This window comes from Streptomyces sp. NPDC006265 (assembly GCF_040613555.1).
Lineage (GTDB): Bacteria > Actinomycetota > Actinomycetes > Streptomycetales > Streptomycetaceae > Streptomyces.
In genome coordinates, this window is the sequence record NZ_JBEXSH010000338.1 from 1 (window position 1) to 8,629 (window position 8,629).

The 8,629-nt window shown below is 69.2% G+C and carries 6 protein-coding genes and 4 pseudogenes; 5 read left to right on the plus strand and 5 right to left on the minus strand.

Annotated elements, in window-relative coordinates; all coding sequences use genetic code 11:
• Together ABZ281_RS25310 and ABZ281_RS25315 are read right to left on the minus strand one after the other, a co-directional pair.
• Positions 1-362 (minus strand): thiamine pyrophosphate-binding protein (locus ABZ281_RS25310; RefSeq protein ID WP_356658963.1); only part of this gene is annotated, 362 nt, incomplete at its 3' end.
• 281 nt (positions 363-643) lie between these two features.
• Positions 644-1,135, minus strand: a pseudogene (locus ABZ281_RS25315) (hypothetical protein); the annotation flags it as partial.
• Positions 1,136-1,494: 359 nt separating this feature from the next.
• On the opposite strand from ABZ281_RS25315, the gene ABZ281_RS25320 reads away from it, so the two are divergent.
• Positions 1,495-3,417, plus strand: a complete 1,923-nt coding sequence (locus ABZ281_RS25320) for an NAD-binding protein (RefSeq protein WP_356658971.1) — start codon at positions 1,495-1,497, stop codon at positions 3,415-3,417.
• A gap of 62 nt (positions 3,418-3,479) precedes the next feature.
• On the opposite strand, the pseudogene ABZ281_RS25325 reads toward ABZ281_RS25320, so the two are convergent.
• Positions 3,480-3,679, minus strand: a pseudogene (locus ABZ281_RS25325) (transposase family protein); the annotation flags it as partial.
• 180 nt (positions 3,680-3,859) lie between these two features.
• Here ABZ281_RS25325 and ABZ281_RS25330 point away from each other — a divergent pair.
• Positions 3,860-3,997 carry a hypothetical protein gene (locus ABZ281_RS25330; RefSeq protein ID WP_356658973.1) on the plus strand — a complete coding sequence of 46 codons (138 nt, stop codon included), beginning with the start codon at positions 3,860-3,862 and terminating at the stop codon, positions 3,995-3,997.
• 956 nt (positions 3,998-4,953) lie between these two features.
• Positions 4,954-6,048, plus strand: a pseudogene (locus ABZ281_RS25335) (pectate lyase); the annotation flags it as partial.
• 231 nt (positions 6,049-6,279) lie between these two features.
• Here ABZ281_RS25335 and ABZ281_RS25340 read toward each other — a convergent pair.
• On the minus strand, positions 6,280-6,495 hold the full coding sequence (locus tag ABZ281_RS25340; protein ID WP_356658965.1) for a hypothetical protein: 216 nt from the start codon (positions 6,493-6,495) through the stop codon (positions 6,280-6,282).
• Between the two features lie 297 nt (positions 6,496-6,792).
• Complete coding sequence (gene sigJ / locus ABZ281_RS25345) at positions 6,793-7,719, minus strand: RNA polymerase sigma factor SigJ (protein ID WP_356658967.1); 927 nt, start codon at positions 7,717-7,719, stop codon at positions 6,793-6,795.
• Positions 7,720-7,820: 101 nt separating this feature from the next.
• Between sigJ and ABZ281_RS25350 the strand changes: the two genes are divergently transcribed.
• Together ABZ281_RS25350 and ABZ281_RS25355 are read left to right on the plus strand one after the other, a co-directional pair.
• Entirely contained in the window at positions 7,821-8,192 is a 372-nt protein-coding gene (locus tag ABZ281_RS25350) for a hypothetical protein (protein WP_356658969.1), read from the plus strand.
• Positions 8,193-8,243: 51 nt separating this feature from the next.
• Positions 8,244-8,552, plus strand: a pseudogene (locus ABZ281_RS25355) (GNAT family N-acetyltransferase); the annotation flags it as partial.
• Between the last annotated feature and the right edge of the window lie 77 nt (positions 8,553-8,629).

Genomic DNA, 8,629 nt, shown 5'->3' on the forward strand with positions numbered 1-8,629 from the left:
AAGAGGCCCGGGCCACCGATGATGCGCCGTCGCTCACCGCGGTCAGCGGGTGCCCTCTCCTGCCCGACCAGGGCCAGCACCGGCTGTCGGTCCAGTGCCGCGTCGTACAGGCCGCCGAGGAGATGGAGTGCGCCGATACCGGACGGAGCCAGACAGCAGCCGACCCGTCCCGTGAGTTTGGCGTGGGCGCAGGCCATCAGGCCGGCCGACTCCTCGTGCCGCACCTGCACGAACTCGGGGCTCTCGCGGCCCCGGGTCAGAGCCGCGATCAACATGTCCACGTCTCGGCCGGGGAAGCCGAACACGCGATCCACCTCCCACGCCCGCAGACGTGCCGCAACGAACTCGGAGACGCTGGCCACGTGTACCTCCCGCACCGCCGACCGACCGTCGTCGACCGGGTTGCCCTGAGCACCCACCACCAAACCGGCATGCGATCGCTTCCCCCCCTCGCTGGTCTGGCAGGCCGGGTCCATTGACGAGTCGGCGGTGGCCGATGAGGGTGCAGGCGATGCTGGTGAAGGCCGTGTGTTGTCCCCTCAGCCCTTCCTCAGGACGGCTTTCGGTAAGGGTGTGTCCATGTGAACGGCGCGACGGCAGGGCGGCAGCGCAGCAGGCAGGAGCGAGCGGATTCGCCGGGGCGGCGTTCCACCGGGCGGACGGACACCGCCGACTGCGACAGTGCCCTCTGGCCCCAGACCTCGGCCCCCCGAGCCACAGCAACCGGGCTCTTCGCCGAGAGCTTCACCGGTTGCCCGGCCCGGTGCACCAGCACCTCGCCATAGCCACCGCGGGGATCGAGGTCACCACCGAGCCGGACGCACCGATCAGGTCCTGGTCTCACGGAGCAGCTCCGCAGGAGTAGTCCCCCATCAGTGCCCGGCTCAGGCAGTGGGAGAACCAGCCGGTGAGGGACACCGGCCGGCACCCCGACCCGCATTGCCCCCACCGCGCCCGGCCCGGTGGTGCCCAGGACGATCGCCCCGCAGAAGCCGAGCATGGACACGAACCCGGCGATCACGGGCAGCGACAGAAGCCCGTCGAGTGGGCCGTCCAGCACAGCGACCCCGTCGAGTACGCCGTCGAGTACGCCGTCGAGGGCGAACGACAGAGCAAGGAGGGCGACCCCCCGCAATGCCGAGCACCAGAAACCAGGCCCCCCGCGCACACCGCCTCTCCTCGCGCCCCCCGTGGTCAGAGGCATCGTCACGCGCGAACATCAGGGAAGGCATTGCCTGGTTCCGGCAATCTTCACGCGGCTTGGATGCCATGTACTGAACATTCGAGCGGCCGGCCACCCTGGGATCCCCCGATGCTCTATGACGCGCTGTCAGGAGCCTGTAACCTTCCCAGCGGCGTGCCGGGAAGCCTGGTCGGCGATCTTCATGAGAGAAGGCGGAACCAATCTGCGCCGCCTGACCCGCTCGACCCGAGGAGCCGTTCGGCGTGATCACATTCCCTCAGCCCGCACGTAGCGTGCCGCGTCGGGAGCACATGATCGTGTGCGGCGACGATGCACTGGCCGAACGACTGGCCGCCGAACTCGTCACGGTGTACCGGGAGCAAGTCACTCTCGTCGTGCCGCCCTCGCGACGGGTCGGCGCCGGCACCGGCTCGACACGTGCCGCCGCCTTGCTCGCCAGGATGCAGGCTGCGCTGAGCCGCAATGCGGACTCGAGCGGCCTCGACGACTCCGCCACGGCCCGCGTCGTTGAGGCCGCAGAACTCGACGAAGGCGCCCTTGCCGAGGCGGGCGTACGCGAGGCCGCCGCGATCGCGCTGGTCCATGACAACGACGAGACCAACGTCCGGGCAGCGTTGGCCGCCCGCCGTCTCAACCCCCGGCTGCGACTGGTCATCCGGCTGTACAACCGCAAACTCGGCCAGCACCTGGAGGATCTTCTCGACCAGGCCGCCACCCTCGCCGTCCCGGGCCTGGACCCCGAAGTTCTGGACACCTCCACCACCGTCCTCTCGGACGCCGACACCGCGGCCCCCGCGCTCGCGGCCACCGCTGTCGCGGGCACCAGCAAGGTCGTCCAAGCCGACGGGCTGCTGCTGCGCGCCGTGGAACGCACCCCGCCCGACCACGGCCGGGTCGCCGATCCCGGCCTGTGCACCCTCGCCCTGCTGTCCTCGACCACCAGCAACCCGGCCGGAGCGGAAGGTTCGGACATCAGCGGCGGAGAAGCCCCCCTCCTCCTGCCCGACGACGACACGGTCGCCGCCGCCACCGGGCGAGGCACGGTGGTCCTCGAAACCGTCACGCACACCCCCTCCGGTTCGGCAGCACGACGGCTGGCCGGGCGCGGACTGCCGCTGGGGTCCCTCTTCTCGCGCCGGCTGCGCTGGTCCCTGGCCGGGCTCTTCACCAGCATCATCGGCGTGACTCTCGCATCCTGGCTGACCGCCGGCGATCAACCCGGCGGCTTGGCCGGTCTGCTGCACGCCGCCTACCTCACGCTGCTCGACCTCTTCGCGATCGGCGACCCGGCCCTGGAGGAGCCCCCGGCACGCCGGGTGCTCCAACTCCTCGCCGGCTTGGCCGGACTGCTGCTGATGCCGGTACTGCTCGCGGCCGTCCTGGAGGCACTCGGCACCTTTCGCACCGCCTCCGCGCTGCGCCGACCGCCGCGTGGTCTGTCCGGCCACGTCGTCCTGCTCGGCCTCGGCAAGGTCGGCACCCGCGTACTGGCCCGACTCCGAGATCTCGACATCCCCGTGGTGTGCGTAGAAGAAGGCCCCGAAGCACGTGGTATCGCGCTCGCCCGTCGCCTGCGCGTTCCCATCGTCATCGGAGACGCCACGCAGGAAGGAGTGCTGGAAGCCGCCAAGATCCACCGCGCGCACTCCCTGCTCGCCCTCACCAGCAGCGACACGACGAACCTGGAAGCCGCCCTGTACGCACGCTCGATCAAGGGGGACCTGCGGGTGGCACTGCGGCTGTACGACGACGATTTCGCCAGCGTCGTCCACCGCACCCTGCGCACGGCCCACCCCCGAGCCCTCACCCGCAGCCGCAGCGTCTCCAGCCTCGCGGCCCCCGCCTTCGCCGGAGCGATGTCGGGCAGACAGGTCCTCGGTGCCATACCCGTCGAACGCCGCGTACTGCTCTTCGCCGCCCTGAACGTCGCCGGGCACCCGCAACTGGAGGGACGCACCATCGCCGAGTCCTTCCGCCCCGGAGCCTGGCGAGTCCTGGCACTCGACACGGCGGAACCGGGCGAGCGCCTGCCCGACCTCGCCGCCCTACCGACGCACGAGGGCGTACAGCGTGCCGGTGAACTCGTGTGGGACCTCCACCCCGGCTATGTCCTGAGGCCTGAAGACCGCGTGGTCCTCGCCGCGTCCCGCCAGGGCCTTGCCGAACTCCTTGGTCGGCATCCGCAGCCCGGGATGCGGACCACCGACGCCTGAGGGATGTCCCGCACTTGACCTTTGGGAGGATCTTCCACGTCTTCATGCGGGCGACGACGTGCCAGTACGGTGCCCTTCGCGGACCGCTTGCGGGGCTGCAGGACGAGCATCAACCCGAGGTGATCGATGGTACGGTCCGCCGTCGATCCGGAAGCCCCGAAGAGCGGCACCAGCTGACGTATGGTCGGGTTCGTGCGCCATGCGTCGCAACCAGCAGGGTCCGGTTTTCCAACGGCAGGCTCCACGGCCGGCCCCGGCGGACTCTTGGTCCTACACCGGCTTCAACACGTTCAGGGAGTGGCTGGCTCAGGCAGAAGGGTTCGCCCCGGCGGATATGAACGGATTCGGTGGTGACCGCATGTGGAGCAGCATCTCGACCACGCCGGCACCACTCCTCGTTCATCCAGACCAGGGCTCTCTCGCGCCCGCTCGATGCGCGGCCGTGCTGGCAGCACTCGCCGACCAGCGGCAGCACGAGGTGGGGGATCCCGTTCTTGAGCGACGCGTCGACGCCGTGCGCCAACTGGGCACCGTCATCAGGTCCTGCTCGGAGAAGGAGGTCGAGCTCATCTTCCGCTGACCGCCACGGGCTACGGGACAGCCCTTGGTCGTCGAACTCGAAGCCCGAAGTCTCCGCACGGGCCATGATGTCGCGGACCGCCTCGGGGCTCGTGACAACGGATTCGATCGCCGTCCTGAATCGCGCGAAGTCGCTCGGACTCCCGACCGCGCAGAACATACCAGCCTCGCTGTCGAAATCGAGGCGCTCGGCAATGTCCGGCCAGGCAAGCCGTACGAGGCCTTCCGGCGAAGTAGCCGTTCGGCTCGTGCCCGGCGGCAGCTACCACAGCATCGGCCGCCAGGCCGCCGGCACGCAACGCAAGCGAGTACCCGCGTCGAAGTCACGCACAGGGCTGGCGCGTCCCGGAAGGCGAACTGTGTGCCGCTGGGGGCGACGAGCGGGCCTTGCACCCTTTCATTCGTGACTCGCCGGCTCGCCCGCGGTATGGGTTCGTTCTTCAAAGGTTGCTCCTTCTTCCGACCGAGAGCAGGTCTGTGACTCCGGTCGCCAGAGCCAGAGATGACCAACATCAGCCTTTCCCAAGGAATGCGCAGGGAAGCGGGCGGGGGGTGAACGAAGTTGATCGGAAGTGGGCAGGATGCATCGCGGCACGCTACGGAGCAGTTCAGGCCCAGCCGATGAGGCGTCTCAGGACGGGAGCGTGGGCGCGAGCCCCAGCGCGCAGCAGCGCCACATCCCCGAGCTGCGCGGTGCGACGCCGTGACACACATCCGTGCCTCCTTCGCACACCAGGAGTTCGTTCAGACTTCTGAACAGGAATCAAGGACACATCCATTGACGCGTCCACGGCAACCCTCCTAACCTCCAAGAAAGCGCTTTCCGCGCGGTGGCGCCTGGCCCGAACACGTAAGGAGTTCATCTCCTCGAACGGGCCCGGCGCGGGTTCAGGACGCGCACCACGGCACCACCCGGCATGTCGAAGAGGCATTTCGAAGACGAATGGGGAGGCCAGGATGGATCGACCAGTCTCACTACGGCTCCACGCGGCGCTGGCCACGATGGTCCTCGCGACCGCGGCCGGCACGCTCGTGTCGATGCCCGAGGCGTCGGCCGCACCCGGCGGCGTCACCGGCTACGCGACCCAGAACGGAGGGACCACCGGCGGTGCGGGCGGGCAGACGGTGCGGGCCACCACCGGCACCGCGATCCACGCGGCCCTGTGCAACCGGGCCAGCGCCAGCACCCCGATCACCATCGAGGTCCAGGGCACCATCAACCACGGCAACACCAAGAAGGTGTCGGGCAAGAGCTGCGACACGGCCGACGGCGTGATCGAACTCAAGAAGGTCAGCAACATCACGCTCGTCGGAGTCGGCGGCGGCGCCCTCTTCGACCAAGTGGGGGTCCACCTGCGCGAGGCGAAGAACGTCATCATCCAGAACGTGACGGTCCGGAACGTCAAGAAGTCCGGCTCCCCCACGTCCAACGGAGGTGACGCCATCGGCATGGAGCGCAACATCCGCAACGTCTGGGTCGACCACGTCACGCTGGAGGCGTCGGGCGGCGAGTCGCAGGGCTACGACGGCCTGTTCGACGTCAAGGACAACACCCAGTACGTGACGCTGTCCTACAGCATCCTGCGCAACTCCGGCCGCGGCGGCCTGGTCGGGAACAGCGAGAGCGACACGTCGAACGGCTTCCTCACGTACCACCACAACCGGTACGAGAACATCGACTCCCGCGCCCCGCTGCTGCGCGGCGGTACGGCCCACATGTACAACAACCACTATGTGAAGCTGAACAAGTCCGGCATCAACTCCCGGGCCGGTGCCCGCGCCAAGGTGGACAACAACTACTTCGAGGACTCCAAGGACGTCCTGGGCACCTTCTACACCGACGCGGCCGGCTACTGGCAGGTCAGCGGCAACGTCTTCGACAACGTGTCCTGGTCCACTCCTGGCAAGGAGAACCACCCGGCGGGTCCCGACCCGAAGTCGAACACCACGGTCGGCATCCCGTACTCCTTCAGCCTCGACACGGCCGCCTGCGTGCCGGGCATCGTGAGCCGGACGGCGGGCGCCGACAAGGGTATTCAGGTGTCGGACGGCAAGTGCTGACACTCCTCCCGGTGCCGGTGCCGTCGACGAACGAGACGCGATGGCGGAACCGGCACCTCGGCACGACCTACTTCGCCGACTGATCATCCGGCCGGCTCCGTGACGGCGCGTGACCTCTCCCCGCAGCGGCGTGCCGCTGCCGGAGTCGGCCTCGATGTCACGGCGCGTGGTACCGAATGGTCATGACTGTGCGTCAGGCCGGCGCGGTTGTCCGGAAGGCCGCTACGCGAGCCACAGCGAGCCGCGACGATGGCGTGCCGGCGGTATGTCCACCGTGTCCGCGGCGTCGAGTGCGAGTTCGCCGACGGGGGTGTTCACCAGCCTCAGAAGAGTCCCCACCTGGGTTCGCAGCCGCTGTCGTGCCCGGCGTTCCTCGATCGCCGACCACTGTGCCACGGAGCCGTCCCGCTGGTATCGAGGGAACGAGTAGACGTCCACGGCGCGGTGGACCGCGCGAGGTCGGGGCCTTCTGGACTGCCGTGTCGCGTCGGTGAGGCCGCGTGCGCTGTACCTGAGGTCGTGGAGGACAACGGAATGCCACGGTTTGCCTGGTGAGTGGTCGTCCACACTGCGGCTGCGCGGAGGGCGGATGTGATGGGCGGTGCGTGCCACGGGACTCCGTTCACGGTCACCGCCAGGGATCTCCTGGCGGGCTACCTGAAGCCCGTGGGCCCCGTCGAACGTGTGCTCTTCATGCGCGTGACCCCATCTCGCTGTTTTCCGCGCACGGGTCTTTTACAGGTCTCGGGGACCCCGAGCCCACGGCCGCAGTTTCTCCGGGTTGCGGACCGCCCAGATGCGGGTGACACGGCCGTCGGAGACGGCGAACGCGGCCACGGTCATGACGGCTCCGGCGCGCTGGGCCACCAGGCCCGGCATCCCGTTGACCGACCGTTCCAGAAGTTCGAGCCCCGGGGCCTTGTCGGCGATGGCGACCATGTACTGGGCGATGCGCGCACCACCTTCGACCGGGCGCAGGACGGCACCGACGTTGCCGCCACCGTCAGCGGTCATCACGGCCGCCGGGTTGAGGACGCTGACGAGGGCCGCGATGTCCTTGCTCTCCCACGCTTCCTTGACGTGCCGCACCACGTCGGCCTGGCCGGTCTCCGCCGCCCGAGGCTGCGCGACGCTCACCCGCCGCCGGGCGGAGGCCGCAAGTTGCTTGCATGCGGCGGGAGTTCGGCCGAGAACGTCCGCGATCTCGGCGAACGGGTACCGGAACACGTCGTGCAGGACGAACGCCACCCGCTCGGCGGGTGTCATCGACTCCAGGACGACGAGGAAGGCCACGGACACCGACTCGTCCAGGACGATCTGGTCGGCGGGGTCTGCACGGCAGGCGGGGCCGGTGCCGCCTGTGTGCCCCCACTCGGTGCGGTCGGGCAGCGGCTCGGGCAGCCACGCACCGACGTAGCGTTCACGGCGGGCCCGGGCCGAGCCGAGCAGGTCCAGGCAGATGCGGCTGGTCACCGTCGTCAGCCAGGCCCCGGGCGACAGGATCTGCTTCTGCCGGCTTCGCGGCAGCGCGTACCAGCGGGCGTAGGCGTCCTGCACGGCGTCCTCGGCCTCGGTCACCGAGCCGAGCAACCGGTACGCCACGTTGATCAGTTGGCGTTGCTCGCCCGCCATCTCATCCGCGCCGGTCCTGACCGTCCCCATGCTTCCGGCGTCCCCCTCGCCTTACCTTTCGCAGCCTCGTGTCGTCGGGCTGGTGAGACCTTATCGATCTACCGCCCGACGGCGGAAGAGAGGACTGTGACATGGCCACTCAGGTGACAGTGACGGCGCAGCGCGGATCCACGTTCCTTCAGATCGCGATCGCCCTGCAGACGTTGACCATCTTCCTCCAGGCGGTCTCCGCCGGACTGCTGCTGACCTCGTCCTACGGAGAGGTGCTGCACAGTGTCGGAGCCCGGGTGATGTACGGGGCGTCGATGCTGTACCTGCTCGCCGCGGTGCTGGCGTGGAAGCCCGGCGGCGGCTCGTCCCGGCCTGTCTGGCACGCGACTGGATTCCTCGCACTCGCCTCGGTCCAGGTCGTACTCGGCATCGCACACGTCCCGTCGCTCCATCTCCCCCTGGGCGTGCTGATGTTCGGCCTGAGCGTGCTGGCGTTGGCGCGGCGGCGCTGACGTCCGGCAACCCGCCGACGGGCACTGGGGGTTGCAATAGGTTGCCCCCCAATGGCTGAACTCGGAACCCGCGCCTGGCCACCTGCCCCGTTGAGGACCGAACGGCTCGTGCTTCGCGCGTCCGAGTCCCGCGACCGTGCCGCCGTCATCGAGCTGTTCGCATCGCCTGAGGTGGGCACCTACGTCGGTGGCTCCCGGCCGCGTGACGAGCTCGAGCGCGCCGTGCCCGAGGTGCCCGGGCGACGCCCGGGCGTTTTCGTCATCGATCTCGAGGGAGCGGTGATCGGGATGGTCACGCTCGATCGGCGCGACGCCGGGCGCCCGGGGCACGTGCGTCCGGATGCTCAGGAGGCCGAGCTCGGCTAGTGCCGCGGCAGGCAACGTTTGCCCGTTGAGGAGCGGCGTCCGGTGCGTGCTCTCGGCGTGCCGGCCGGAAG

Excerpts from the sequence above, each read along its gene's own strand:
- ABZ281_RS25350 (WP_356658969.1), top strand. The coding sequence starts at position 7,821 with ATGGCCACTCAGGTGACAGTGACGGCGCAGCGCGGATCCACGTTCCTT.
- ABZ281_RS25320 (WP_356658971.1), top strand. The coding sequence starts at position 1,495 with ATGATCGTGTGCGGCGACGATGCACTGGCCGAACGACTGGCCGCCGAA.
- sigJ (WP_356658967.1), bottom strand. The coding sequence starts at position 7,719 with ATGGGGACGGTCAGGACCGGCGCGGATGAGATGGCGGGCGAGCAACGC.